Annotated in this window: 26 protein-coding genes; 5 read left to right on the top strand and 21 right to left on the bottom strand. The window is 68.7% G+C overall.

Features of this window, described 5'->3' with window-relative positions:
* Nucleotides 1-111: 111 nt before the first annotated feature.
* From ON21_RS01970 to ftsH, 18 genes are all read right to left on the bottom strand, one after another.
* On the bottom strand, nt 112-1,053 hold the full coding sequence (locus ON21_RS01970) for an esterase/lipase family protein (RefSeq protein WP_039794676.1): 942 nt from the start codon (nt 1,051-1,053) through the stop codon (nt 112-114).
* Between the two features lie 89 nt (nt 1,054-1,142).
* Nucleotides 1,143-1,736, bottom strand: coding sequence for an anthrone oxygenase family protein (locus ON21_RS01965; RefSeq protein WP_039794675.1), 594 nt, complete (start codon nt 1,734-1,736; stop codon nt 1,143-1,145).
* Between the two features lie 127 nt (nt 1,737-1,863).
* Nucleotides 1,864-2,487, bottom strand: coding sequence for an FHA domain-containing protein (locus tag ON21_RS01960; protein ID WP_039794674.1), 624 nt, complete (start codon nt 2,485-2,487; stop codon nt 1,864-1,866).
* Between the two features lie 205 nt (nt 2,488-2,692).
* Nucleotides 2,693-3,052, bottom strand: a complete 360-nt coding sequence (locus ON21_RS01955) for a histone-like nucleoid-structuring protein Lsr2 (RefSeq protein ID WP_039794672.1) — start codon at nt 3,050-3,052, stop codon at nt 2,693-2,695.
* Nucleotides 3,053-3,167: 115 nt separating this feature from the next.
* Nucleotides 3,168-4,667 carry a lysine--tRNA ligase gene (lysS, locus tag ON21_RS01950; RefSeq protein ID WP_039794670.1) on the bottom strand — a complete coding sequence of 500 codons (1,500 nt, stop codon included), beginning with the start codon at nt 4,665-4,667 and terminating at the stop codon, nt 3,168-3,170.
* Nucleotides 4,668-4,928: 261 nt separating this feature from the next.
* On the bottom strand, nt 4,929-5,351 hold the full coding sequence (locus ON21_RS01945) for a rhodanese-like domain-containing protein (RefSeq protein WP_039794693.1): 423 nt from the start codon (nt 5,349-5,351) through the stop codon (nt 4,929-4,931).
* An 8-nt stretch (nt 5,352-5,359) separates the two neighbouring features.
* Nucleotides 5,360-5,968, bottom strand: coding sequence for a cysteine dioxygenase (locus tag ON21_RS01940; protein WP_083880357.1), 609 nt, complete (start codon nt 5,966-5,968; stop codon nt 5,360-5,362).
* A gap of 181 nt (nt 5,969-6,149) precedes the next feature.
* Complete coding sequence (locus ON21_RS01935; RefSeq protein WP_039794667.1) at nt 6,150-6,947, bottom strand: type III pantothenate kinase; 798 nt, start codon at nt 6,945-6,947, stop codon at nt 6,150-6,152.
* Nucleotides 6,948-6,964: 17 nt separating this feature from the next.
* Nucleotides 6,965-7,384, bottom strand: coding sequence for an aspartate 1-decarboxylase (gene panD / locus ON21_RS01930; RefSeq protein ID WP_039794666.1), 420 nt, complete (start codon nt 7,382-7,384; stop codon nt 6,965-6,967).
* Between the two features lie 13 nt (nt 7,385-7,397).
* A complete protein-coding gene (gene panC / locus ON21_RS01925; RefSeq protein ID WP_039794664.1) occupies nt 7,398-8,375 on the bottom strand; it encodes a pantoate--beta-alanine ligase in 978 nt (325 codons plus the stop codon).
* The gene (locus ON21_RS01920) at nt 8,375-9,304 is read right to left on the bottom strand and encodes a Rossmann-like and DUF2520 domain-containing protein (protein ID WP_039794663.1); all 930 of its coding nucleotides are present in this window, start codon (nt 9,302-9,304) and stop codon (nt 8,375-8,377) included. The genes panC and ON21_RS01920 overlap by 1 nt, the downstream gene beginning before the upstream one ends.
* A 155-nt stretch (nt 9,305-9,459) precedes the next feature.
* Nucleotides 9,460-10,407, bottom strand: coding sequence for a DUF6779 domain-containing protein (locus ON21_RS01915; protein ID WP_051020184.1), 948 nt, complete (start codon nt 10,405-10,407; stop codon nt 9,460-9,462).
* Nucleotides 10,408-10,477: 70 nt separating this feature from the next.
* The gene (locus ON21_RS01910; RefSeq protein WP_039794690.1) at nt 10,478-10,948 is read right to left on the bottom strand and encodes a DUF3180 domain-containing protein; all 471 of its coding nucleotides are present in this window, start codon (nt 10,946-10,948) and stop codon (nt 10,478-10,480) included.
* Nucleotides 10,949-10,950: 2 nt separating this feature from the next.
* Nucleotides 10,951-11,487, bottom strand: a complete 537-nt coding sequence (gene folK / locus ON21_RS01905; RefSeq protein WP_039794659.1) for a 2-amino-4-hydroxy-6-hydroxymethyldihydropteridine diphosphokinase — start codon at nt 11,485-11,487, stop codon at nt 10,951-10,953.
* Nucleotides 11,488-11,545: 58 nt separating this feature from the next.
* Nucleotides 11,546-11,983: a dihydroneopterin aldolase gene (gene folB, locus ON21_RS01900; RefSeq protein WP_083880356.1), complete on the bottom strand. Its 438-nt coding sequence runs from the start codon at nt 11,981-11,983 to the stop codon at nt 11,546-11,548.
* Nucleotides 11,980-12,837, bottom strand: coding sequence for a dihydropteroate synthase (folP, locus tag ON21_RS01895; protein WP_051020192.1), 858 nt, complete (start codon nt 12,835-12,837; stop codon nt 11,980-11,982). The genes folB and folP overlap by 4 nt, the downstream gene beginning before the upstream one ends.
* Nucleotides 12,838-12,908: 71 nt before the next feature.
* Nucleotides 12,909-13,520, bottom strand: coding sequence for a GTP cyclohydrolase I FolE (folE, locus tag ON21_RS01890; protein ID WP_174372111.1), 612 nt, complete (start codon nt 13,518-13,520; stop codon nt 12,909-12,911).
* A 147-nt stretch (nt 13,521-13,667) separates the two neighbouring features.
* On the bottom strand, nt 13,668-16,052 hold the full coding sequence (ftsH, locus tag ON21_RS01885; RefSeq protein WP_039794654.1) for an ATP-dependent zinc metalloprotease FtsH: 2,385 nt from the start codon (nt 16,050-16,052) through the stop codon (nt 13,668-13,670).
* A gap of 427 nt (nt 16,053-16,479) precedes the next feature.
* Here ftsH and ON21_RS01880 point away from each other — a divergent pair, with 427 nt between their 5' ends.
* On the top strand, nt 16,480-17,358 hold the full coding sequence (locus ON21_RS01880) for a hypothetical protein (protein WP_245562427.1): 879 nt from the start codon (nt 16,480-16,482) through the stop codon (nt 17,356-17,358).
* On the opposite strand, the gene ON21_RS01875 is transcribed toward ON21_RS01880, so the two are convergent.
* On the bottom strand, nt 17,338-18,171 hold the full coding sequence (locus ON21_RS01875; protein WP_039794648.1) for a DUF1266 domain-containing protein: 834 nt from the start codon (nt 18,169-18,171) through the stop codon (nt 17,338-17,340). The genes ON21_RS01880 and ON21_RS01875 overlap by 21 nt on opposite strands.
* Nucleotides 18,172-18,296: 125 nt before the next feature.
* Between ON21_RS01875 and ON21_RS01870 the strand changes: the two genes are divergently transcribed.
* Nucleotides 18,297-18,560: a DUF2277 domain-containing protein gene (locus ON21_RS01870; protein ID WP_039794646.1), complete on the top strand. Its 264-nt coding sequence runs from the start codon at nt 18,297-18,299 to the stop codon at nt 18,558-18,560.
* Between the two features lie 9 nt (nt 18,561-18,569).
* Here the strand turns inward: ON21_RS01870 and ON21_RS01865 are convergent, their stop codons facing one another.
* Nucleotides 18,570-19,883: a PucR family transcriptional regulator gene (locus tag ON21_RS01865; protein WP_039794644.1), complete on the bottom strand. Its 1,314-nt coding sequence runs from the start codon at nt 19,881-19,883 to the stop codon at nt 18,570-18,572.
* Between the two features lie 185 nt (nt 19,884-20,068).
* On the opposite strand from ON21_RS01865, the gene ON21_RS01860 reads away from it, so the two are divergent.
* From ON21_RS01860 to ON21_RS01850, 3 genes are all read left to right on the top strand, one after another.
* Nucleotides 20,069-21,673 (top strand): aldehyde dehydrogenase family protein, encoded by a 1,605-nt coding sequence (locus ON21_RS01860; RefSeq protein WP_039794643.1) that lies wholly within the window; start codon nt 20,069-20,071, stop codon nt 21,671-21,673.
* Nucleotides 21,670-22,503, top strand: a complete 834-nt coding sequence (locus ON21_RS01855) for an SDR family oxidoreductase (RefSeq protein ID WP_039794642.1) — start codon at nt 21,670-21,672, stop codon at nt 22,501-22,503. The genes ON21_RS01860 and ON21_RS01855 overlap by 4 nt, the downstream gene beginning before the upstream one ends.
* Nucleotides 22,504-22,931: 428 nt before the next feature.
* Nucleotides 22,932-23,819: a LysR family transcriptional regulator gene (locus tag ON21_RS01850; protein WP_039794639.1), complete on the top strand. Its 888-nt coding sequence runs from the start codon at nt 22,932-22,934 to the stop codon at nt 23,817-23,819.
* On the opposite strand, the gene ON21_RS01845 is transcribed toward ON21_RS01850, so the two are convergent.
* Nucleotides 23,809-24,696, bottom strand: an 888-nt coding sequence (locus ON21_RS01845) for an amidase family protein (protein ID WP_245562426.1), incomplete at its 5' end; no start/stop codon positions are given. The genes ON21_RS01850 and ON21_RS01845 overlap by 11 nt on opposite strands.

The raw sequence follows: 24,696 nt of genomic DNA, 5'->3' as shown, positions 1-24,696 counted from the left end.
CATTCACTCATAACGTGGGCGTCGCGGGATTCGTTTCCGGTCGGGTTTTGCCCTGAGCGAACAAACCGTCCGCCGACCGGATCTGCGCCGCACACGTACGACCTCGGCTGCCTACCCCGTGTACGGGTCGACGAAACCGCAGGGCACCGGGCGTTGATGAGCGGGATCGAGCGCGTTGAGCACGTAGGTCGCGGCCCTCTTGCTGCCCGCTATGCCCGTATGCCCAGAGTAGTCCGTCGAGCAGCCGTCCTGAACCACGATGTTGGTCACATGGGGGCCTGCGACCAAGCCGGAGGTATAGGGCACCACCAGCTCGTCCAGCACGGTCGCGATATTCGTGTAGGTCACGTCGGGGTGATAGACGCCGTCCGCGTTGAGCGCGCGCACGAACTCCGAGCCTTGCAGCACCTGGCGGCAGGCATTGCACGGCGATCCGGCCACGGCGTCGAAGAGCGGGCCGAGGCCGAGGCTCGTGCCGAACGCGTTCACATCCGCCATGCCGTACGCGTTCGAGCCGAGCCACGGCGGGGCCAACCCGACCATTTTGTCCACCTTGCCCGCGCCCGCGAGCCGTTTGACGAAGTAGTTGCCGATGAAGTTGCCCTGGGAATGGCCGATGAGATCGACCTTGCGCGCGCCGGTCGCGGCGCGTACCCGGTCGACGAATGCGGCGAGCTGGGCCGCGCTCTGCTCGATCGGGAGCATGCCCCCGATGGCCGACGCGGGCCACGGCAGGTCGTAGGCGCCGAACGTGGCCGCGTACACGCAGTAGCCCTCGTTGGCCAGCAACGGCGCGTACACGCCCCAATTCGTCTGTGCGCCACCGCCGGTCCCGTGCACGAGGACCACGGGGTTCGGATGCTCGGAGGTCGGCCGGCAGGACCAGTCGTTGGTGCCGGGCAGCGAGCCGCCCGGATTGGACAGCTCGGCGGGAATGCCCGCGAAGAAGTTGAACTCGACCGGATATCGCTCCTGCGCGTGGGCCGCGCCCGCGGTGGCGCACACCGCGGCGAGCAGAACGATGAACAACGAAAAGCCTGGGACACGCCGCACGATAGCCTCCCGGTCCGGACTCGTCTTCCGGGGAAGCTACCGCACGGAGTGGACCGGACGGCGCAGATTCCGGCGGGTCGCCGCGGAAACTAGCTCTGACCGAAGGCCGACGCGCCGGACGGGTGCGGCGCCGCGTACTCGCCCGCGGCCGCCCGGCCCGGCGCCGCCGCCGCGGCGGAGGCCTTCCCCTGCTGGACGCCCGCGACGAACAGGGCACCGCAGAGCGCCAGGAAGGCCAGCGTGTGGCAGACACCGCGCACGATGTTCCAACGCACCCAGGCGGTTTCGAAGTCGGCGCGCACCGCCGCCGGATCGGCGATCGCGGCCGGGTCGCCCGCGGCCGCCAGCTGGTCGTTGAGCGGGACGTTCAACCCGGAGGTCACCGCGAAGGCGATCACGTTGAGAACGAGCGCGAGGCCGATCCAGATCAGCGTGCTCCGGTGCTCACGTCCCAGATGCAGCGCCGCGGCCAGGATGGTGAATCCCACCGTGCCGAGGAAGCCGATCATGAACCAGGGATTGATGATCACCACGTTGATCTTCTGCATCACGTCGATCATCGCGCGATCGTCGGTGCGGGCGAGCGCGGGCATCACGGAATTGGCGTACGCGTAGAAAAGGCCCGCGATCAGACCCGTGGCCAGTGTGGCGAGCGCCAGTGCGACGAGACGTGTGGCGGTCATGACTTCCTCCTGCTCGGAAACCGGCCGGAGTAGTTCCGGCTGCGTATCTCCGAGTCAAGCCGCCGCCGCCCCGACTCTCCATGGTCGAGAAGCTCGACCGGCTACGCGAGCGTCTACGGTGGACGTCTCACAGATCCCGATCGGAAATGAGCCCACTCTGCATGGCCAGTCCAGCCAGCCGCACCCGCTTCTGGTTCTGCGGCAGATCCTCCACCCCGAACTTGGCGAACAACGCGCGCAGGTGGGTCTTGATCGCGTCGACACTCAGGAACAGTTCCTCGGCGATCTGCTGATTGGAGGCGGGAGTGGCGAAGCCGGCGCCGTGCTTGTACGGGCGGCACAGCGCGATCAGGACCGAGCGCTGCGTTTCGGTGAGCGACCGGGCGGTGGGTATCGAGCCGGTGGAGGTGCGGGTGATGTCGTCGGACACGCCGCCGAAGTCGTGAAAGGACACCCGCGAGGTACCGACCCGAATGACGTCGCCCGCCATCAATCTGCGGCGGCCGACCAGCCGGTCCCCGTTGACGAAAGTGCCGTTGCGGGAGAGTCCGTCGTCCACGATGGTCCAGTGCGCGCCCAGGTATTCCACCGCCGCGTGCAGCCGGGAGACCTCGGCGTCCCAGCTCAGGGCGAGATCGGCATGCGGGGAGCGACCGATCGTGACGCGTCCGCGGTCGGGCGTGAGCGTGAACTCCTGCTGCCGACCGGCGTCATCGGTGAACCGCAAGAATGATCCGACGAATCCTGTCACTGCGCCGATACCTCACCTCTCCATACCGCCAGTGACCGTCGCACGTTTCCATGGTGCCGCGTCCGGGTACCACGAGCAAGATCGATCAGCCGCCGCGACGGGCCACCATGCGATCCCGGTCTCGCTGCTATATCGAAGCCCTATCACAAACAAGACCGCCGCCCCGACGTCGCACGATTCGCCGGGACGGCGGCCGGAAAAAGAACTATCCCTTCGCGGCCTTGTTGTACGCGTCGGTGATGTCGGCGGAGATGCGGCCCCGCGCGGACACCTTGTGGCCATTACGGCGCGCCCACTCACGAATTGCGGCGCTTTGTTCCCGATCGATCGAGACGCGGCTCTTCGGAGTGCCCGTCGCGGCAGCGGCGGCCTTGACCCGGCGCCGGCCGCTGACCCGGCGCGCATTCGAAACCCACTCCTCCAAACCGTCGCGCAGCTTCGCCGCATTTGCCGACGACAGGTCGATCTCGTACGACACACCGTCGATCGCAAACTCGATGGTCTCGTCTGCGATGGACTCACCGTCGACATCGTCGATCAGGCTAACGGTGACCTTCTTTGCCATGAGATGAACGTCCTCTCGAAATCGTGCGACCCGCATACTAGGCCGATTACCCGAGGCAAGAATACCTCGAATTTCGGAAATTCCAAGACGGAGCCGCTGCTTTGCAATCCAGTGGTCACCTGGTGACCGGACGCACAATTGGGAACAGTATCGTTTCTCGGATTCCCAAACCCGTGAGCGCCATCAACAACCGATCGATTCCCATACCCGTTCCGGTCGTCGGGGGCATGCCGTGCTCCATCGCGGCGAGGAAGTCCTCGTCCAGCACCATCGCCTCGTCGTCGCCCTGCGCGGCCAATCGGGCCTGATCGACGAACCGCTCCCGCTGGATCACCGGGTCGACCAACTCCGAATAGCCCGTGGCCAACTCGAAGCCGCGCACATAGAGATCCCACTTCTCGGTGACTCCCGCGGTGCTGCGATGTTGCCTGGTCAACGGGGAGGTCTCCACCGGGAAGTCGCGCACGAAAGTCGGTGCGTACAGCTTGTCGCCATACTGGTGTTCCCAGAGTTCCTCGACAAGTTTCCCGTGGCCGTAGCCCTTGCCCTCCGGAATTTCCAGACCGACCCGATCCGCGAGTGCGCGCAATTCGGCGACCGAAGTTTCCGGAGTGACCTGCACACCCAGCGCGTCGGACAGCGAAGGATACATCTCGACGGTGGCCCACTCGCCGCGCAGATCGTATTCGGTGCCGTCGGCCAGGGTCACCACCTGCGTACCGAACGCCTCCTGCGCCACCTCCTGCACCAATTCCCGGATCATCACCGCCGAGTCGTCATAGGTGCCGTAGGCCTGATACGTCTCGAGCATCGCGAACTCGGGCGAATGCGTGGAGTCCGCTCCCTCGTTCCGGAAGTTCCGGTTGATCTCGAAGACCCGCTCCAAGCCGCCCACCACGCAGCGCTTCAGGAACAACTCGGGCGCGATGCGCAAGAAGAGGTCCATGTCCAGGGCGTTGGAATGGGTGACGAAGGGCCTGGCCGCGGCGCCACCGTGCAGCGTCTGCAGCATCGGCGTCTCCACCTCCAGGAAGCCCCTGCGCTCGAGCGCGTTGCGCAGCGCGCGCACCACGGCGATGCGGGTACGGGCCATCTCCCTGGCCTCAGGGCGCACGATCAGGTCGACATAGCGCTGCCGGACCCGCGACTCCTCGTTCATCTCCTTGTGCGCCACCGGCAACGGCCGCAGGGCCTTCGCGGCCATGAACCAGGAATCGGCCATGACGCTCAGTTCGCCGGTTCGCGAGGAGATGACCTCGCCGTGCACGAAAACGAAGTCACCGAGGTCGACGTCGGCCTTCCAGGCGGCCAGCGCGTCCGCGCCGACTCCGTTCAGACTGATCATCGCCTGCAGCTTGGTGCCGTCGCCTTCCTGCAGTGTCGCGAAACACAACTTGCCGGTATTACGCAGGAATATGACGCGACCGGCGACGCCCACCTCTTGCCCGGTGGCCGTGTCGGCGGGCAGGTCGGGATATGCGGCCCGAATTTCCGCCAGGGTATGTGTGCGCGGCACGACGACGGGATACGCCTCGCCACCGGCCGCGAGCAGCCGCTCCCGCTTCTCCCGGCGAATCCGTATCTGCTCCGGGGCATCGTCGGCGGCGGGCGCCACGGCGGGCCGCGATTCCGATGTCGACGCGCTGGAAGATGCAGAGTTCGGGGTGCTCACATCGAACAACCCTAGCGTGCACCGGAAATCGTTTTGCGGGCCGCCCGGACTCCGGCAGGGAGTAACGAAACGGTATCGATGCGACGCCCCATCCGGGACGCCCCGGCCCGCACCGCCGAGACGCGAAATAGCCGGTGCGCATCATAGTGTGTGCGAAAACACCTGCACGCCCGGCTATTTCGAGATGGAAGTGTCGGCGGGGAATTACAGGGAGGCGAGGGCCTCGGCCTCGCGCACGAAGTGCGGCGCCCCGACGGCGACGTTCAACAGCCCGGCGGCCTTCAGCGCCTGGTAGCCACCCACGAGATCGGTCGCCCGGTGCAGCCCGAGTTGCTGTAGCGCCGCGGCGGCCAAGCTGGAGGTATAGCCCTCGGAGCAGACGACGATCCATTCCACGTCGTGATCGGCGGCCAGCGCCAAGCGGGCCGAACTGGTGGGGTCCAGCCGCCATTCCAGGACATTGCGCTCGATCACCAAGGCGCCGGGCAAAGTGCCCTCGCGTCCACGTTGCGCCTGTGGGCGGATATCCACCAGAATGGCGCCGCGCTCGATGGCTTCCGGCAATTCGAAGGCGTAGATCCGGTCGAGTTGGGCCCGTGCGTTCTCGAGCATCTGATCGATGGTCAAACGGGTCATCACATGTCACCTTCGGGCTGGTCGGTGAGGACGGTTCGAGTGCGCCGCAAGGTGCCGTGGCCGGTCACCTCGTAATACGACATGGCGGTGAGCGGCGGGGAATAAGCGTGCACGCTGAGCGTCGGATCGAGCGGGCCTGCGGATTCGACGGCGCCGGGCACGGCGGCCGGCGCCCGCATCACGTCGTGCACCCAGCCGATCGGGAACGAGGCCTGGTCACCCGCCGCCAGCGTGCGGCAACGCAGTTCCGTTCCGTTCCAACGGTATTCGGACAGCGCGCCGCTGAGCACGGTGAGCGCGCCGAGCGACCCGGCATGGTCGTGCAGCTCGGTCGATTTGCCCGGCGTCCAGCTGATCAGCCAGACGTCCACCTCGTCGTCGGAGAGCAGCCTGGTCGCCCAGCGCTCGTCGTCCGGCCATTTCCCACCGGCGGGAAGTAAGTGGTCGTAACGCCCGGCGAGCACGTCCTCGGCGCCTTCGTCGGTCAGTCGCAGCAGATCGGCCGGGCGCAGCCGGGTGGGCAGTGCGGGCGCCACCGAGCGTTCCACCGGCGGAGTAGCCGACAGCGCGGTACGCGCGGAAGAAAGGGAAAGGACAGAAGAACGCATGAGCGAATCTCCAGGAGGAAGGTAACGGTCGAGGGCGGGAAGTCAGCCTCGATCGGTCGAGGCACGTCAGCCTCGACAACACTCCTGGGTGCTCGCGTAGAAAGTCACGAGAGGGAGTTTAACAGCATGCGACGCGGTGCCGACAAGTCCCCGGCCTGCGACAAATCCGACACCGCGCATATCAGACATTTCCCTTGCGCCGCTGGTTGCGTTCGTATACGAGCCGCAGGCCGGTCAACGTGAGATGCGGATCGTGGTCGTCGATCGTTTCGGATTCCGGGACGATCAGCGGTGCGGTCGCGCCGGTGGCCACCACCGCGACGTCGTCGCCGGCAAAGGCGTCGAACTCGTCGCGAATCCGATCGATCAGGCCGTCCACCAGCCCGGCGAAACCGAATACCGCGCCCGACTGCATGCATTCCATGCTGTTCTTCCCCAGCACCGACCGTGGCCTGGTCAGCTCCGCACGCCGCAGCGCACTGCGTTCCACCAGGGCTTCGGTGGAGATCTCCACACCGGGCGCGATGATCCCACCCAGGAACTCGCCCTTCTTCGACACCAGGTCGACACAGATCGCCGTGCCGAAATCGACGACGATCGCGGGCCCGGAATACCGCTGGTAAGCGGCCAGACAATTGACGATGCGGTCGGCGCCGACTTCTTTCGGATTGTCCACCAGCAGCGGAATCCCGGTGCGCACACCGGGTTCCACCAACACATGCGGAACATGACCCCAGTATTGGCCGAGCATGCCGCGCAGTTCGCGCAGGACGGGCGGCACTGTCGAAAGCGCCGAGACGCCGATCACCTCGTCCAGTTGCGCGCCGACCAACCCGCGCACCTGCATGGCGAATTCGTCGGCGGTCAGCAACGGATTGGTGTGTATCCGCCAGTGGCGCACCAGTTTCGAATGTGCTCCGGAACCGGAGAACAAGCCGAGTTCGATACTGGTATTGCGGACATCGATGGTCAGCAACATGTCCGGATCGCCGCTGTTCAGACGAACGACAGCGAGCGCGGCGAGGTCAGGCCGGAGCCCTCCGGCGCGTGCGCCGGGTCCGACCCGAGTTCCACCGGGCGGTTGCGCTCGTCGACGAACACGACCTTGGGGGCGTATTCCGCGAGTTCCTGCTCGTTCAGCTGGCCGTAGGCGATCAGGATCACCAGATCGCCGGGATGCACCAGGTGCGCCGCGGCGCCGTTGATCCCGATGACCCCCGAACCCCGCTCACCCGCGATCACGTAGGTCTCCAGGCGGGCGCCGTTGTCGATGTCGACGATGCAGACCTGCTCGCCCTCCAGCAGGTCGGCGGCGTCGAGCAGGTCCTGGTCCACGGTGACCGAGCCGACATAGTGCAAGTCGGCGTGCGTGACGGTCGCACGGTGGATCTTCGACTTCATCATGGTGCGCAGCATTGCGTCGACCTTTCTAGTTCGCGGGAGGAAGCGGGGCGGGATTCGACGCCGCCGGGACGGGCTGGGAGTCCACGGCGGACCGCGAACCGGAAACGTTGGGATGGCCGTCGATCGGAGCGCCGAGCGTGACGGCGATGTTGTCGATGAGCCGGGTGGCGCCGACCCGGGCCGCGATCAGCAATCTGGCGTTGCCGGTGGCAGGCGCCGGACCCAGGGTGGCCGAGCGCAGTTCCAGGTAGTCGACGTCCACGCCGGGCGCGGCGTCGAGCACCTGGCGGGCGGCGGTGAGCACCGCGTCGCCGCCGAGGCCGCCCGCGTGCTTGCCCGCCGACAGGGCGGCCGACAAAGCGAGCGCCGACTCGCGCTGCACCGGGTCGAGATAGCGGTTGCGCGAGGACATGGCCAAGCCGTCCGGCTCACGGACGGTGACCACCGGGGTGATCCGGACGTCGAAATTCAGGTCGCGGACCATCTGCCGGATCAAGGTGAGCTGCTGGTAGTCCTTCTCGCCGAAGAACGCCTCCGTCGGCCGCGCGATCTGCAGCAGCTTGGCCACCACGGTGAGCATGCCCGCGAAGTGGGTGGGGCGGCTGGCCCCTTCCAGCTCCGCGCCGAGCGGGCCGGGGTGCACCGTGGTGCGCGGGCCGTCCGGATACATGTCCGACACGCTGGGGGCGAATACCAGCTCGACCCCCTCCGCACGCAGCAACTCGACGTCGGCGTCCAGCGTCCGGGGGTACTTGTCCAGGTCTTCGTTCGCCCCGAACTGCAGCGGGTTGACGAAGATCGAGACGATGACCACCTGGTTGGTCCGCTTGGCCAGCCGGACGATCTCCAAGTGCCCCTCGTGCAGCGCGCCCATGGTCGGCACCAGCGCGACGGTCCGGCCGACGCCGCGCAGGGCCGCGGACACCGCGCCGAGCACGGCGGGATCGTGGTGCACGGTCAGCGCGCCGGGCCGGTAGGCACCGCGCAATTTCGGGTCCAACATCAGCGTCCTTCCAGCAGTTCGATGACGGCGGGGGCGGTGCCTGCGCGTTCCGCGGTGCGCAGCGACAGCGCGCGATACGCCTCGGCCAGCCGGGCATCGACCGCCGCCAGCGCCGTCAGGTGCGCCGCCACCGCGTCCGCGTCGCCACGGGCGACCGGCCCGGTCAGCGCGGCCTGGCCGCGGCGCAAGGCGTTGTCCAGCGCCGCCGACGCCAGGGGCGCGAGCAGACGCTCGGCCAGCCCGTTGGGCTGCTCGTCGACCAACTGCTGGCCCATCAGGCCGGGTCCGGCCAAGGCGGCGCGCAACGCGGCCACCGCGTCGACGATCACCGTGACCAGGTGATTGCTGCCGTGCGCGAGCGCGGCGTGGTACAGCGGCCGGTTCTCCTCCGGGACCCGGACCGGCTCGCCGCCCATTTCGATGACCAGCGACTGCGCGATGGCGTAGCCGACCTCGTCGGCGGCGGTGATGCCGAAGCACGCGTTGCCCAGCCGGCTCACGTCCTCGTCGTGCCCGGTGAAGGTCATCGCCGGGTGGATGGCCAGGGGCAGCGCCCCGATATCGGCCAGGGGCGCGAGCACACCGACGCCGTTCGCACCGGATGTGTGGGCGACGATGGTGCCTGGCCGGACGACTCCCGCACCGGCCAGCCCCCGGACCAGGCCGGGAAGCTCGGCGTCGGGCACGGCCAGCAACAGCAGCTCGCTGCGGGCGGCCACCTGTTCGATCGGCAGGATCTCCGAATCGGGCAGCCGGGTCCGGGCACGGCGCACCGACGCGTCGGAGATCGCGCAGACGCCGAACACCACGTGTCCGGCGCGCTCGAGTGCGACGCCCAATGCCGAACCCACGCGTCCCGCCGAGACGATTCCCACCGTCAGGCGTGCGGGCGCGGGGTCGTAGCCCGAAGCAGCGTTGTCGGAATTCACGCTTCTCGAGGTCAACGTTGTCCTCTCGATGTCGTTCCAGTCCCGCCATGCGGGTACCGGACGGTACGCCAAGAGGATATCTACAGGTTCTTCCCCGCCGCCACGGGGTGTGCGCGTGATCTAGGCCGCAGTGCGCGGCCGCGGCCCGGCCCCGATCACCGGCGTTCGCGCTCCTCGGATTGCAGGTTGGCCATGATCTCCGCGACCGAGAGACGGCGCGACGGCGACTCGTCGTCGCTCCCGGCCCGGCGGCGCCTGCGCGCGCTCGGCGTGCCCATGGTGGGCGCTGACGCAGGCTTGGGGGCCGGTTCCGCTGTGGGCCGGGGCCGGGCGGCGGGCTGGGTGGGCGGCTCGTCGAGCGGCTCGTCCACGGACTCGGTGAAGGCGTCGGCCCAGCCGCGCGGCTCGGCGTAATGCGCCCGCTCCGCCTCGGCCCGCTCGTCGTCGTCGTCGACGGACACCACCGCGGTCTCCGCGGTGACCGGATCGTCGAAGGGGCTGGCGAAAACCGGTGGCTCCGGATGATCGGGCTCGAAGATCGGCGTCATACTGCTACGCGGTTGCTGGTCTTCGAACATCGACCACATCCCGGCATTCGCGGAGCTATTGTTCCCCGATTCCGTGCCGGAGCTGGTGAGCTCCTGGATCCTGGTCGCGTCGGCGCGCAACGCGGGGCGATCCATCGGCAGATCACCGTCGAACAACCGCTGCAGGCTCTGCCGCAGCACGGTGAGCTCCGCGCGCAGGGCCGCGAGTTCGGTCGCGTCGGCGCCCACTTCCTCGCGTACCCGCGCCTCCACGCCGAGCTCGTACTCACGTCGCGCGGTGATCTCCCGCTCCAGCTGCAACTGATAGACGGTCTGCAGATCGCGGACCTTCGCCTTGTCGATCGTCGCCTCTTTGCGGTACTTCGTCGCAGCCAGAGCCCCGATCGCCGCGGCCCACAGCGCCGCGACCAGACCTACCCGTACGAACTCGACGCTATTGCTGAAGATCAGGAAAACACTGGCAACCAGACCGAGCACGATCAGGACGCCGACCAAGAATTTTCCCGCGTCGTCCCGCCGTCCACGGGAAGTGCTGCTACGGGAGGGTGAAACCATGCCAGCCAGGGTAGCCAATTGCTCCCGCCACGCCCAGATTCTGGTTTTGTGATCCCGTTCGTAACACTAGCTATGTAGTAGCCGCATCGTCGGTGGGGTCCTCCGGCGCCCGGCAGCAGTACTCCAGCCAGAGGGCCGCAGCAACCAAAGCGACCCCCGCCAGCATCCCGACGATCGCACCGGGGCTGTCGGCCGCGGCCGCGCGCAGCGTGCCGCGCTGCGGGAAGACCCAGCACAGGAAGCCCAGCCAGATACCCGCGGCGATCGAGCCGACCTGCGCCGACGCCTTGGCCAACGCGACGGCGCGGGCCGCGGTGATCGGATGCAACTGGTGACGTCCGTCGCCGATCTGGTGGTCGTTGACCCGAGCGCGGATGACGAAAGCCAGCACCGCCTCGATCGCGGCAACCGGGTACAGCGACGCGCCCGCGAAGATCGAGATCGGCGGAAAGCTGTCATAGGCCACCCGGGTGGCGATCCACGCGACGATCGCGGCGATCAGCACGTTCGCCACGAGGTCGAGAATGCGAGTCGGCTTCAGTTTCACGACGGCGCGCCCGTCAGCGAGAACTCGGTGCGACGCACCCCGGCACGCTCGGCCGGATCGAGCCGGGCCAGCAGATCCGCCACGGCGTGCGGTGCGCCGTCGACCTCCAGCACCGCGTCCGGCGCCACGTCCAGCCACGGCACCAGCACGAAGGCGCGTCGATGCGCCTGCGGGTGGGGCAGGATCAGATCCGGGTCGGCGCTGCGGCACGCGACCGGCACACCCTCGCGCAGTTCGGCGCACCACACCACGTCCACGTCGAGTGTGCGCGCGCCCCAGCGCACTTCGCGCACCCGTCCCGCGGCCTGCTCCAGCTCCTGTCCGCGACGCAGCCAGTCGGCGCAGCCGAAAGCCGGATCTTCCACCAGCACAGCGGCATTGAGGTAGTCGCCTTGGGGGACGCCGCCCCAGGGCGGGGTGGAATACACGGCGGAGACCGCGAGTACGCGATGGCCGAACCCGTCCAGGACGCTGCGCAGGTGCGCGAGCCGGTCACCCAGATTCGAACCGATGGACAGCACGGCACGGGTCATCGGCGCGCCTCCGCGGCACCCGGCACGGTGAAAAAGGCCGCGCCGCAGTTCCGCTCGCTCATTCGGCGGACTCCCCCCGGTGACGTGAGGTGATCACCCGCACATCGGCGAACGTGTGCGGGATCGGCGCGGACGGCTTGTGCAATACCACCTCGACCGACCTGATCCGCGGATCGGTCATCACGTCGTCGGCGATCTCCGACACCACCGTTTCGATGAGATTGCGCGGCGGGCCCTGGACTATCCGCACCGCGCGCTCGGCCAACGCTCCGTAATCCACGGTGGCCGCCAGATCATCGGACGCCGCGGCCACGTCGAAGTCGACCCATACCGTCAGGTCGACCAGGAACTCCTGGCCGTCGCGGCGCTCGTGGTCGAACACGCCGTGGTGCCCGTAGGCGCGCAGGCCGCGCAACTCGATGCGGTCGGCGCCGCGCCGGATCGCCGACTCACGCGGCGGTGCATCGTCTTCGGCGTGGACCGGGGACCGGCTCATCGTTGAGCTCCTTGCGCACTGGATCGGGCGGGGTCGTGCTGTGCGGCGCGCTGCCGTGCGGCATTCTGCCACGCGTCGGTGACCGCGATGGCGTCCAGCGAGGCGCGCACGTCGTGCACCCGGACGCCCCACGCGCCGTGCAACGCGGCCAGTGCCGAGATCGTCGCGGTGGCCGTCTCCCGGCCGTCCGGTGGACGCGGTCCCGACTCGTCGGCGAGCAGCGAACCGAGAAACCGCTTGCGGGACGCTCCGATCAGGACCGGAAGCCCGTGCGCGACCAATTCCGGCAGCGCACCGAGCAGGGCCCAGTTGTGTTCGGCGTTCTTCGCGAAGCCCAAGCCGGGGTCGAGGATCAGCCGGGACGGCTCGACGCCGGCGGCGACGGCCGAGTCCACCTGCGCGGTCAATTCGGCGAGCACCTCCGCGACCACGTCGTCGTAGTGGTCCGCCGGTCCGGTGTGCCGGTAGTCGGCGCCCGCCCGCCAGTGCATGAGGATCCACGGAACCCGCGCGGAAGCCACCACGCGCACCATGTCGGCATCGGCACGGCCGCCGGAGACGTCGTTCACCACCGACACCCCGGCATCGATCGCCGCTTCGGCGACGGCGGCGCGCATGGTGTCCACGCTGGTCGGCACGCCCGCCGCGACCAGTCCGCGAATGACCGGTGTCACCCGTGCGGTCTCGGTCGCCGCGTCGATGCGGACCGCGCCGGGCCTGGTCGACTCGCCGCCGACGTCGATGATGTCCGCGCCCGCGGCGTGCAGCCGAACGCCGTGCGCGACGGCCAGCTCGGGATCGAGGTATCGCCCGCCGTCGGAGAACGAATCGCTGGTGACGTTCACCACGCCCATCACAACGCAGGAGCGCCCGTCACGGGCGCCGAGGCTTTCGAAGCGCCCCGGTTCGGTCACCGCGGGCCCGCTCACTTCCGCAGGATCAGATCGAGCGCCTCGGCGCGCGAGGCGGCGTTGGACTGCAGCAGTCCGCGTACCGCGGAGGTGGTCGTGCTCGCGCCCGGCTTGCGGATGCCGCGCATCGCCATGCACAGGTGCTCGGCCTCGACCACGACGATCGCGCCGCGCGGGTCCAGCTTGCGCATCACCGCGTCGGCGATCTGACTGGTCAGCCGCTCCTGCACCTGCGGGCGCTTGGCGTACAGGTCGACCAGACGGGCGAGTTTGGACAGGCCGGTGACCCGGCCGTGCGGGCCGGGGATGTAACCGACGTGGGCGACACCGTGAAAGGACACCAGGTGGTGCTCACAGGTGGAGTACATCGGGATGTCCCTGACCAGGACGAGTTCTTGATGGCCTTCGTCGAAGGTGGTGTTCAGCACCGAATCCGGTTCCACGTAGAGCCCGGCGAAGGTCTCCCGGTAGGCGCGCGCGACCCGGGCCGGCGTCTCGAGCAGTCCGGGCCGGTCCGGGTCCTCGCCGACCGCGATCAGCAACTCCCGTACCGCCGCTTCGGCTCGTGCCTGATCGAACGATCGGCCCGTCTCCAGTGCCACGAGGCCCGGCTCCGGCACGCCGATGTCGGCACCATCGCGTTCCGCACTATCCGCTTCGGCGAGGGTGTGACCACCGCCATACTCGTTGGCCGACAATCGAGGACACCTCCAAACTCCCCGGGCACCGGCAATCTCTCGGCACCCCAGATGGTCGAGCCTAATCGTCACTGATCAGTGACGACCGTTCGGTCCATCCCAATCACCGTCGCCCTCGCCGTTCGGATTCGTGCGACGCGGCTCGTCGTAACCGCCGCGGTCGCCGTACCCGTCCCCGTCGTAGCCGCCCTCGGGCGAGCCCTGCGGACCCCACTGCTGGTAGCCGTGCCGCGGCTGCTGCGGATCGCCCCAGCCGGGCTGACCCTGCTGCGGCTCGTCGCGCGGCGGCCAGCCGGGAGCCGACCATCCCGCCGGAGCGCCGTAGTCCGGCCGCGAGCCGTGCGTGCCCTGGCGCGGATAGGCCGGAGCGGGCGCCTGCGGCAGCGGGTAGCCGGGCGCGGACGGGCGGCCGTACTGCGGCGGAGCGCCGTAGCCGCTTTCGTGCGGCGGATACCCGTTGGCGGGCTGCGGCTCGCGCTGCGCGGCCGCGGCCACCGGCTTCACCACCGGCTCCGGCGGCCACGACTCGCCGCGCTCGGCGGCCAGCTCGCCCGGGGTCTTCACCGGCGGCTTGTCCGAGGGGACGCGTTCGCCGAAATCGTTGAAGGCGGTGATCCGCGGGCGCTTCTGCACCGAGGCGAGGATCTGCTCGAGATCCTTGCGGTGCAGCGTCTCCCGCTCCAGCAGCGCGGTGGCCAGATCGTCGAGCACGTCGCGGTACTCGTTCAGGATCGCCCACGCCTCGGTGTGCGCGGCCTCGATCAGGTTGCGCACCTCCACGTCGATCGCGCCCGCCACCTCGTGCGAGTACTCCGAACCCATGCCCATCGAGCGGCCGAGGAACGGGTCGCCCTGCTCCTGGCCGTAGCGGACCGCGCCGAGCCTGGCGCTCATGCCGTACTCGGTGACCATCGCGCGCGCGATCTTGGTGGCCTGGTCGATATCGGAGGACGCGCCGGTGGTCGGCTCGTGGAACACCAGCTCCTCGGCCGCGCGGCCGCCCATCGCCATGACCAGGCGGGCGATCATCTCCGAGCGGGTCATCAGGCCCTTGTCGTCCTCGGGCACCGTCATGGCGTGGCCGCCGGTGCGACCGCGCGCCAGGATGGTGACCTTGTAGACCGGCTCGATATCCGGCATCGCCCAGGCGGCCAGGGTGTGGCCGCCTTCGTGATAAGCGGTGATCTTCTTCTCGTGCTCGCTGATGATCCGGCTCTTGCGGCGCGGACCGCCGATCACGCGATCGACCGACTCCTCCAGCGATTCGCCGGTGATCACCGCGCCGTTCTCCCTGGCGGTGAGCAGTGCGGCCTCGTTGATCACGTTGGCGAGGTCCGCGCCGGACATGCCGACGGTGCGCTTGGCCAGGCCGTCCAGATCGGCGTCCGGGGAGATCGGCTTGCCCTGTGAGTGCACGCGCAGGATGGCGCGGCGACCGGCGAGGTCCGGGTTGCCGACCGGGATCTGCCGGTCGAACCGGCCGGGACGCAGCAGCGCCGGGTCGAGGATGTCGGGACGGTTGGTGGCGGCGATCAGGATGATGCCGGTGCGGTCGCCGAAGCCGTCCATCTCCACCAGCAGCTGGTTGAGGGTCTGCTCGCGCTCGTCGTGGCCGCCGCCGAGGCCCGCGCCGCGCTGGCGGCCGACCGCGTCGATCTCGTCGACGAAGATGATGCAGGGGCTGTTCTGCTTGGCCTGCTCGAACAGATCGCGCACGCGAGAAGCGCCGACGCCGACGAACATCTCCACGAAGTCCGAACCGGAGATGGTGAAGAACGGCACACCGGCCTCGCCGGCGACGGCGCGGGCCAGCAGGGTCTTACCGGTGCCGGGCGGGCCGTAGAGCAGGACGCCCTTGGGGATCTTGGCGCCGAGGGCCTGGTAGCGGACCGGATTCTGCAGGAAGTCCTTGATCTCGTAGAGTTCCTCGACCGCCTCGTCGGCTCCGGCCACGTCGGCGAACGTGGTCTTGGGCATGTCCTTCGACAGCTGCTTGGCCTTCGACTTGCCGAAGCCCATCATGCCGCCGCGACCGCCGCCCTGCATCCGCGCCATCACGAAGATGAACAGGCCGAGCAGGATGACCATGGGCAGCACGAACAGCAGAATCTGGGTGAACCAGCTCTCCTGCTTGACCACGGTGTTGTACGGGGCGCCGGAGTTCTTCACGGCCGAGAAGATCTGGGCGGAGGTCTCGCTGCCGCCCGGATACTTCGCGATGATCTTGTTCTGTCCGCCGGTGGCGTCGTTGCCGTCCTTCAGCTCGATGCGCAGCTGCTGCTCGCGATCATCGATCTGGACGTTCTGAACGTTGCTCTTGTTCTCGAGCTGGCTCAGGGCAACCGATGTATCGACGCTCTTCCAGCCCCGCGTGTCGTTGCCGAAGTAGCTGAACGCATAGATCACGAGCAGGATGCCCGAGACTATGGCCAGGGTGCGAAACACTGTCTTGCGGTTCATAGAGCGTCGGCCGGGGCGGCCAGTCCTTTCCGGTGTCTCCGGTTCTTGCCTAGCGATGCGTCTGGCGCGTCCGGTTCCGCGGGGGTTCGGATGCGGACAAGCCACGTTACCGCGTACGGTCTACTCGATACATCGCGCAGTTCGGCTGCAGGTGCAGTTAAAGAGGTAAACGGCCGGAGACCGACGGTGGTTCCCGATGTCTCCGGTTCGGCTTCCTCCAAGTGGCAACAATCATGGCATGTTCGGCCTATCGTGAGCGACGACACAACATCGCGGCGCGAGCGACGGGCCACCCAGGCGGTAGCTCGCACACCACGAAGGGCCCCGGGAGCGCCGCAGACCAGACACGAGCGCAGGGGGTATGGACATAGTCGAGTTACGGACACCAACAGCGATACTGCGTCACGGCCGCGGCAGGTTGATCGTCTTGCGACCCGGATCCGACGGCGAGCGCGTGCTCGATGTCCCGGTCTCCGATCTGCTGAAGGTCCGGCTGAACCGGCGCGCGGACGACGCGGTCGTCATCGAGATCTATCTGCGCTACCCGACGCCCGTGCTCACCGGCGTTCCCGCGGACCGCACCCCCCTTCCGGTCATCATCGCCGAGCACGACGTTCCCGCGGCCACCGAGATCGTCGACCGCATCAACGCGCACATCCTGGCCACCCAGCGCATCGACGTGGCGGCGCCGGACCTGCGTCCGCCCACCCCCACCTGGGGCCGCGGCGGTCCCACCCGCGCGGACGTGGAACGGGCGACCCGCAGGATGTCACCGCGCCGCGAGGCGAAGCCGGCGATAGCGGCTCTGCATCGTTACGTGACGCCGGACGAGTATGTCCTGGAGACCGCCGTCGCGGTCGCGCACCCGCCGGCGGGCAACGGCTCCGGCCTGCTCGCCGCGACGACGACGCGCCTGCTGTTCGTCGCCATCGGCGACAGCCGGTACGCGTACGAACTCCCGATTCCCGTGGTGTTGTGGGCGCGCGTCACCGATACGCCTACCGCGGGTCGCGGCGAGATCGGTCCCGGGCGCGGCGCGACCGGAATAGAGGTGCACGACGGCAGCCGGACGCTGCATTTCGCGGGCGTCGACCGCGCCGACACCGACCGGGTCATCTGCGCGGTGAACTTCGCGGTGCGCCGCGAATCCGCCGACGGCGCCGCGGGATCCGCGGATCCCGGTGTGGCGCAGTTGTATTCGGAATGGGAGCTGCTGGTCGAGCGGCACTCCCTCGGCATGGTCGACGACGCGCAGTTCCAGCGTTACGGCCGTGGGATCCTGCGCTCACTCCCCGACGGGAGCTGAGTTCAGCGCGACCCGCCGCCACGGGCTGGTGGGGCGCAGCCACAGCCGCAGCAACTCCTTGCGGCGGTCGACGCCGCCGTTCTTCAGCTCGGCCAAGTCCTCGCAGGCCTGCCAGTAGGTCCAGCCGGTGAGGTAGGCGTCGCCGAACTGGCGCCAGTTGCGGTACTTGCTCTGGGCCAGCGGCAGGGCGCGCGCCAGATAGCTCCAGGCGAGGTCGGCGTCGAGGTATCCGGCCGTGTAGGCCATCCTGGCCACCGCGACCACCCTGGCCAGATCCCAGGCGTGGATGTCGCTGGGCAGCGGCCGGGCCAGATGGTCGGTGAAGCCGATCTTGATCGCCTGCGACCAGATGTCGTAGTCGCGCACCAGCGCCTCGGGATTGTCCATCCCGCGAAACGCGCCGACCTGCCGCAGGAACGCGCGGTGCCGGTCGGCACGCTCACCGAAACGATCGCGCTCGCTGGCGTTGATCGACGCCGTCACCAGCGGGTGCACCAGCGCGTACAGCGGCGCGTGCATGCCGTCGAGCAACTGCTCCATCGACGCCTGCGCCTCGGTGCCGTCGGTGATGCCCCACGCTCCGGTGAGCGTGTCGATGGCCAGCTCGCGGCGGTCACCCAGCGGATGCGCGCGTTCCGGGCCGAGCAGCAGCGCGTCGTGGAAGGCATCCCAGCGCGCCGAATAGAAGGCCCCGAGGGCCAGCGCTCGCAGTTCGTCGTCGGATACCGCGGCGCCGGACCAATGGTCTTCCTCCCGCTCGTCCAGCTCCGCGTACGGAAAGGTCGTCAAGGTGGGTACACCGCGCGCAGACATGCCACCGATTGTTCCCCATCCCGTACGGCGGACGCTCGAGTATTCACGGATGGGCGAAGAACCGATTTCGGCCTCGGTTGCTCCTTGCCCTGACGCATGTCGTGATCTGGGGCTAGTGTGCTCGCATGTGTAGAAACATCACCGTCCTGCGTGGTCTGGAACCTGCCGCAACCGAGCAGGAGATCTATGCCGCCGCACTGCAGTACGTGCGCAAGGTCGGTGGCGTGTCCGGCCTGAGCTCGACCACCAAACCGGCCGTCGACAAGGCCGTCGCGGCCATCGCAAAGGCGACCACCACCTTGCTCGCCGAGTTACCCGACCGCAGGGTGGCGCCGACGACCGAGCCACCGCTGCGCCGCATCGCCGCTCGTGAGGCCGCGGGAGAATAGGCGGGCCGGTCAGGGCAGTGCGTCGGCGCCGTAGACGGCGACGCACACCAGCGCGATCTCCAACGGCAGCCCGCGCTCTTCGATCGGATATCCCAACAGCTGTTCGATCCGCTGCACGCGGTAGCGGACCGTGTTCTTGTGTACTCCGAGCACCTTCGCCGTGGCCTCCGGGCTGCGCTGGTTGCGCAGATAGGCGTGTAGCGTCTCGCGCAGCCGAGCGGCATGCGCGTCCCTGGACGCCAGCGCGCCCAGTTCCCGCTCGACCAGCCCTCGCATGGCCGCTTCGTCCGCACCGGCCAGGTAGGCGATCTCGACCGTTCGATATCCGGTGACCCGCCGTCCGCCCGCGGGTGCTCGCTCGGCGACCTGCCGCGCGGCGACCGCCTCGCGATGACTGCGACGAAAACCGGCGATCCCTGCGGCGGGCACGCCGAACGCCACCCGCACCGGCGCCTCGATCTGCGCCGCGGCCAGCCGCTCCACTTCTCCCGGCACCGCGAGTTCGGCGCCGTGTTCCCCGTCGTCCGAACCGGCCCACGCCCACATCGCGCTGGCCCCGGAGGGAACGGTGAGCACCCGCGCGCTGCCCAGAGCCGCGGCCAGCCGCGCCGCGACCCGATCCAGCAGTCCGGTCGCCTCCGCGTCCCCTCCGGCGGGCTCGCCGGTCGGCTCGTCGGTCCACAGCACGAAGGCCAGGTGCTGCTGGGAGAGCCGGTATCCGAGCCGCACCGACGCTTGATCGATGTCCACGTCGTCGCCCTCCAGCAGCGCGCGGACGGTCTCGGCACGCCGATTGAGCGCGGCGCGCAGCACCTGCTCACGCTCCTCCATGTAGGTGTCGGTGAGCAATTCGACCGAGGTGCTGATCCACTTGGTCGCCCGCTCGAACAGTCGCAGCAGCACCATGCGTTCCAACTCCGGCGTGGCCCGCCGCTGCTCGACGACCTCGGTCATGTAGTCCAGCACCGCCTCCATGCCCACGTGATAGACCCGCAGCAGCAACCGCAGCTCGAAGCCGCGCCTGGCAACGCTGCGCGCGAACGCGTGCGCTTCCTCCGGCAGCGAGAACTCGAAGGTGTCGCTGGCCAGGCGGCTGAGCACGATCCTGGCGTGCGCCCTGGTGCTGGCCGCGAGGTCGCGGCGCATATCGCGATCGGCGAGTTCGGGGATGCGCGCGATGATCACGTCGTCGAGCCGGGTGACGATGCGCTCGAGCACTTCCGCGCGTGTCGTCTCGTAGACGTACTCGGCGAGCCAGTCGCGCACTTCGTCGGGAGCCGGGCTCGGCCGGGCCGCGCCGCCCGGCGAAGGCCCAGCGGTCATCGCCCTCTCCTCAGGCTCGGCGAACACAGAACCATTATTTGTCTCGCTGAAACAAAATGGCCCGGTTTCCTTGACAATTCGGGCCAAGAAAGTCTCTCCGGATTGTGTCACGATCATAGTTCAGTGGCCTGCCTCACAGCAGTCAGCAGACCGCGGTTCAACACAACGTCAGTGGGAGAACAGCAGTGACCAACACCGAACCAGCGCCGGCGAACGAGAAGGCGCAGGCACGCGAAACGACCGCGAAGACCGACGGCCCCGCCGTCATCGAGGTGCGCAATCCCGGCACGGGCGAGGTCGTCGGCACGGTGCCGGACGAGACCGCGGACGCGGTCGCGGCCAAGGTCCGCGAACTGCGGCTGTACCAGCCGGAGTGGGAGGCGATCGGCCCCGAGGGACGCAAGGCCTGGCTGCTGAAGTTCCAGGACTGGTTGATCGACAACACCGACCGCCTGGCCACCGTGCTGCAGTCGGAGACCGCGAAGCCCCGGGTGGACGCCCTGATCGATCCGGGTTTCGCGACCGATCTGATCGGCTACTACGCCCGCCGCGCAGCCAAATTCCTCGCCGACGACCACCCGTCGCCGCACAGCCCGCTGGCCCGGGTCAAGCGACTGACCACGGTCTACCGGCCCTATCCGGTGGTCGGCGTCATCACGCCGTGGAACTTCCCGCTGGCCATGCCGGTGATGGACGTGTTCCCCGCGCTGGCCGCCGGAGCGGCCGTCATCCTCAAGCCATCCGAGGTGACCCCGCTCTCGGCGATCGAACTGGCCGAAGGCTGGGCCGAGATCGGCGCGCCGCCGGTCTTCGCGGTGGTCACCGGGGCGGGCGCGACCGGAGCGGCCGTGGTCGGCAACGCCGACTACATCCAGTTCACCGGCTCCACCGCGACCGGCCGCAAGATCGCCGCCGCGTGCGTGGAGCGGATGGTGCCCTACAGCCTGGAACTCGGCGGCAAGGACCCGGCGATCGTCCTGGCCGACGCCGATCTGGATCGTGCCGCGCACGGCATCGCCTTCGGCGGCATGTTCAACTCCGGCCAGGTCTGCATCTCGGTGGAGCGGGTGTACGTCGAAGCGCCGGTGTACGACGAGTTCGTCGCCAAGCTCACCGCGAACGTCGAGGCGCTGCGTCAAGGTCTCGACGGGCGGGAGTCGAAACACGACGTGGGGGCGCTGGCCAACGAGAACCAGGTGGCCATCGTGCAGCGCCACGTCGACGAGGCCGTCGCGGCGGGCGCCAAGGTGCTCACCGGTGGCAAGCGGGCCGGATTCGGCACCGCTTTCGAGCCGACCGTGCTTGTCGACGTCGACCACACCATGTCCTGTGTCACCGAGGAGACCTTCGGTCCGACGCTGCCGGTGATGAAGGTCGCCGACGAGTCCGAGGCGATCCGGCTGGCCAACGACTCCGTCTACGGCCTCTCCGCCTCGGTGTGGACCCGTGACAAAGAGCGGGGCGAGCGGGTCGCCCGGCAGCTGAACGCGGGCGCGGTCAACATCAACGACGTCTTCGCCAACCTGTTCAGCTACGCGTTGCCCATGGGCGGCTGGGGGCTTTCCGGCGTCGGCGCCCGCTGGGGCGGTGCGAACGGCGTGCGCAAGTACTGCCGCCAACAGGCGATCACCACGCCGATCCTGCCGACCCAGAAGAAGGAACTGTTCTGGTATCCGTACTCGATGCCGAAGCTGCTGTTCGCGCTCGGCGCCATGCGGGCGGCGGGCGCAAGGGGCCTGCGCCGCCTCGACCTTCCGGCCCTGCTGAAGCTGAAGGGGGACGACAAGTGACCGCGGCCGAGCAGATCCGCGGCAAGGTCGTCGTCATCACCGGTGGGGCCCGCGGCATCGGGCTCGCCACCGCGACCACGCTGCAGGCCCTCGGGGCGCAGCTCGCGATCGGCGACATCGACGAGACCACGGTCAAGGAGTCGGGCACGGCACGCGGCTTCGAGCTCTACGGCAAGCTCGACGTGACCGATCACGACTCGTTCGACGGATTCCTCGACGAGGTGGAGCGCACGCTCGGCCCGATCGACGTGCTGATCAACAACGCGGGCATCATGCCGACCGGCAAGCTGGTCGATGAGCCGGATCCGCTGACCCGCAGGATCCTGGACATCAACGTCTACGGCGTGATCCTCGGCTCCAAGCTGGCGCTGCGCCGGATGCTGCCGCGCGGCAGCGGGCACATCATCAACATCGCCTCGCTGGCGGGCGAGACCCACATCCCGGGCCTGGCCACCTACAACGCCAGCAAGCACGCGGTGCTCGGCTTCACCGACACGCTGCGGGAGGAGTACCGCGGCACCGGTGTGCGGTTCTCCTCGGTGCTGCCCACGCTGACCAACACCGAACTCGGATCCGGTGTCACCGCGCCCAGGCTGCTACGCGCCGCCGAGCCGGAAGAGATCGCCGACGCCGTCGCGAAGCTGATCGTCGCGCCGAAGTCGAAGGTCAGGGTGACCGCGGTGGCCGGGTTCATCTCCCAGTTCGTCGGTCTGCTGCCGGAAGCGCTCGGGAACGGCATCGGCCGGGCGCTCGGGTCCGGCCGCGCCTTCCTCGACGACGTCGACGCCGAGAAGCGCAAGGCCTACGAGGAGCGCGCTCGCGGCGCGTGAGCGCGACGCGGCAAACGAGGCGCCGCGGCCGGGTTCGTCTCGGCCGCGGCGCCTCCCTGTGTTCGCGGGCACATCAGGAGCGACACACTCGAACCGGTGTTGTGAGGAAAATCACGTCAGCGGCCGCTCGCGCCCCGCCGCCGGTCGTGGGCAAATTCCCAGCCGAGCACTCGATGGCCACAAGGTGTCCACAATCCGCCACAAACACTTCCGATCCACCCTCATTCATGCTGGTCAAGCGCCCAGGTCGGGGAACGAGATGGTAGATGGCCAGAGCATGCCGAGAATTCGCCAACCGCCTGGTGCGCAGCACCATCGCAGGCAATATGCTGTCTCTAACAAACCTGCCGACTGTTTCGGCACCCGTATCCGAACTTTTCGGCCTGATAAGGCTGGAAATTCCGGACCGATTCTGATAGCAAGGGGCTATGGACCCGCATTTGCGCGACCTGCGGTATTTCGTCGCCGTCGCTGAGGAACTGCATTTCACCAACGCCGCTCAGCGGCTGCACATCGCTCAACCCACCCTGTCGCGTCAGATCCGTCAGCTGGAACGTCAGCTCGACGTGGTCCTTTTCGACCGCAACCAGCGCAGTGTCGCGCTGACCGTCGCGGGCAAGGAGCTGCTCGAAGGCGCCCGCAAGATCCTGGAGCTGTGGGAGGTCACCAACGTCTCGCTGCAAGAGGCGGGCGAGGTGCTGCGCGTGGGCATCCAATCCACCCTGGGCCGCGGTCTGCTCAGCGATCTGGAGAGTGCGAGCGGACATCGTCTCGCACTGCACGCGGCCTCCTGGACCGATCCCTCCAGCGGGCTCGCGGGGCGTCAGGCCGATCTCGCGCTGGTCTGGCTGCCGCTGCCGGACCAGAGCCGCTACCGGTGGCAGGTGCTGCGCACCGAGCCGCGCTGGGTGCTGCTTCCGGAGAACCACCCGCTGGCGATTTCGGAGACCATCGAATTCGCCGATCTGCTCGACGAACCGTTCGTCGCGCTGCCCACCGAAGCCGGTGCGGTGCGCGATTTCTGGCTCGGCAACGACGGACGCGGCGGCCGTCCGCCGAAGATCGGCGCCGAAGCCGCGACCGCCGAGGACAAGCTGGAAGCGGTGAGTCTCGGCTTGGGCGTGTGCCTGCTCGCCGAGAACAACGTGCCGATGTACCGCTGGCCCGGGTTGACCGCGCGCCCCGTGTCGGGGCTCGCGCCTTGCGAGCTCGCCGTAGCGTGGCGGGCCGACGACAACCGGCCGACCATCCTCGAGTTCGCCGGGCGGGCCGTCGAAGGCGGGTTCGCCGCGCAGCAGTCGCCGGTCAGCGTCTGACCCGGCCCGGCGGTGCCTCGGCGGCGGTGCGCTGCCACGGACGGCGGGCCTCCAATTGCGCGGCCAGTCGCAGCAGGGTGGATTCGCTGCCGGGTGGTCCGGCGAGCTGAGCGGCCACCGGCGTACCCGACAGCCGGTCGACGCCCATTGGGATGGAGGCGGCGGGCCAGCCGACCAGATTCCACAGCGGAGTGAAGGGGGCGAACCGCGCGCTGCTGAGCAGCGTGGCAGGCCGATTGCGGAAGTGCCAGGCCCGCGCCATCGGCGGCGGGGCGGCGAGAGTGGGAGTGATCACCACGTCGTAACGCTCGAAGAACTCCAGTAGTCGCGCCTCCACCCGGTCGATGTGGGCGGGACGCGCGAGCCGCAACCGATGCACCGTCCGGCCCAGAGCCAGGCGGTGCCGGGCTCTCCGGGATAGCCTGCCGGGCTCGGATAGCGCTGGGACATCGCGGGCGCCGAGGGCCAGCCAGCGTAGCGAGGCCGCGAGCAGCGCGTTTCCGTACGGTAGCGCGGTCGGTTCCACCGAATGGCCCGCCGCCGCGGCCACCGAGGCCGCTCTGCGGGCCGCGGCCGTCCAGTGCCGGTCGACGCGCAGCAGGCGAGAAGGTGGATCCACCGCCAGTCCGATGCGTAGTCGGCCGGGTGGATCCACCTCGGCTAGGTCCGGCCGCGCCGCCAGGACCGACAGCGCCAGCGCGGCGTCGTCCACACTCGTCGCCAGGACACCGTGTTCGACCAGACCCGACCACGGGCCGGCACCGGGGACCATGTGCTGCCCCGGCTTGATCCCGAAGATCCCACAGCACGCGGCCGCGACCCGCACCGCCCCCAACGCCGTCGCAGCCGTGCGCCACCGGAACCAGCCCGGCCGCGA

This window comes from Nocardia araoensis NBRC 100135 (assembly GCF_000308435.1).
Lineage (GTDB): Bacteria > Actinomycetota > Actinomycetes > Mycobacteriales > Mycobacteriaceae > Nocardia > Nocardia araoensis.
Note: the sequence above shows the minus strand (reverse complement) of the source record. Positions and strands in the feature narration are given on the sequence as shown.

Coding starts and splice junctions, on each gene's coding strand:
- ON21_RS01965 (WP_039794675.1), bottom strand. CDS start 1,736: ATGACCGCCACACGTCTCGTCGCACTGGCGCTCGCCACACTGGCCACG.
- ON21_RS01955 (WP_039794672.1), bottom strand. CDS start 3,052: ATGGCAAAGAAGGTCACCGTTAGCCTGATCGACGATGTCGACGGTGAG.
- ON21_RS01940 (WP_083880357.1), bottom strand. CDS start 5,968: ATGCGTTCTTCTGTCCTTTCCCTTTCTTCCGCGCGTACCGCGCTGTCG.
- ON21_RS01935 (WP_039794667.1), bottom strand. CDS start 6,947: ATGTTGCTGACCATCGATGTCCGCAATACCAGTATCGAACTCGGCTTG.
- panD (WP_039794666.1), bottom strand. CDS start 7,384: ATGCTGCGCACCATGATGAAGTCGAAGATCCACCGTGCGACCGTCACG.
- panC (WP_039794664.1), bottom strand. CDS start 8,375: ATGTTGGACCCGAAATTGCGCGGTGCCTACCGGCCCGGCGCGCTGACC.
- ON21_RS01915 (WP_051020184.1), bottom strand. CDS start 10,407: ATGGTTTCACCCTCCCGTAGCAGCACTTCCCGTGGACGGCGGGACGAC.
- folK (WP_039794659.1), bottom strand. CDS start 11,487: ATGACCCGTGCCGTGCTGTCCATCGGTTCGAATCTGGGTGACCGGCTC.
- folB (WP_083880356.1), bottom strand. CDS start 11,983: ATGAGCCGGTCCCCGGTCCACGCCGAAGACGATGCACCGCCGCGTGAG.
- folP (WP_051020192.1), bottom strand. CDS start 12,837: ATGGGCGTGGTGAACGTCACCAGCGATTCGTTCTCCGACGGCGGGCGA.
- ftsH (WP_039794654.1), bottom strand. CDS start 16,052: ATGAACCGCAAGACAGTGTTTCGCACCCTGGCCATAGTCTCGGGCATC.
- ON21_RS01875 (WP_039794648.1), bottom strand. CDS start 18,171: ATGTCTGCGCGCGGTGTACCCACCTTGACGACCTTTCCGTACGCGGAG.
- ON21_RS01870 (WP_039794646.1), top strand. CDS start 18,297: ATGTGTAGAAACATCACCGTCCTGCGTGGTCTGGAACCTGCCGCAACC.
- ON21_RS01865 (WP_039794644.1), bottom strand. CDS start 19,883: ATGACCGCTGGGCCTTCGCCGGGCGGCGCGGCCCGGCCGAGCCCGGCT.
- ON21_RS01850 (WP_039794639.1), top strand. CDS start 22,932: ATGGACCCGCATTTGCGCGACCTGCGGTATTTCGTCGCCGTCGCTGAG.